This is a genomic window from Xanthobacter sp. BG11Y11_SDJG (genome assembly GCF_057364445.1).
The window spans coordinates 1-709 of the sequence record NZ_JBNFNU010000832.1; the positions used below are offsets into that span (position 1 = coordinate 1).

Here is a 709-nt window from a genome sequence, read left to right on the forward strand (position 1 = left end):
GTGGCGGCGGCGCGCACCTGCGCCTGGGTCAGGCCGGTGGCGCCGAGGAGGTTGGGCAGCGCCGCCACCAGCAGGAACAGCCGCACCGTCTGCGCGAACGCGACCCGCCTGAGGTCTGCCCCGCTCTCCGCCGCCATGCCCACCACCGCCGAGAAGGCGCCGGGCGCGGAGGCGTAGAAGGCGGTCTCCAGCGACCAGCGGGCGAAATGGCGGAAATAGAGCATCGACCCCGCCATGGTGCAGAACACGCTCACCGCCAGGAAGGCCATGCTCACCGGCCAGGTGGCGGCCTGGGCCACCAGATCGGGCGTCAGGGCCGTGCCCATGGAGGTGCCGAGCACCACGTAGGACGCGATCTCGATCGGCTTCGGCACGTCCACTGCAACCTGCGCCAAGGCCAGCGCCAGGGTCAGCAGAAGCGCGCCGGAAATCCAGGCCGCCGGCAGGCCGGCGAGATGGAACAGGAAACCGCCGAGCCCGCCCGCCGCCAAGGTGAGCAGGCTGGCGCGCAGCGCCCTTCCCTTCCCGGCCGAAGGACTCACGGGGCCTGCCGCCCGGCTGAGAGCCAGCCCGAAAGCCGCCGCGCCACCTCGGCGAGCTGCGCTTCCCCGCGGGCGAAGCACAGGCGCAGGAAGCGCTCGCCGCCGGGGGCCGAAAGGCGGTGCCCCGGCGCGAGCCCCCCCACCCTGCGCCTCGTCCACCAGCCGCA

1 protein-coding gene is annotated in these 709 nt (G+C 73.9%); it reads right to left on the bottom strand.

All coding sequences use genetic code 11. The features are described from left to right. Positions 1-542: AbrB family transcriptional regulator (locus AC2W7M_RS26830; RefSeq protein WP_486136262.1), on the bottom strand; the 542-nt coding region annotated here is incomplete at its 3' end. Positions 543-709 lie beyond the last annotated feature (167 nt).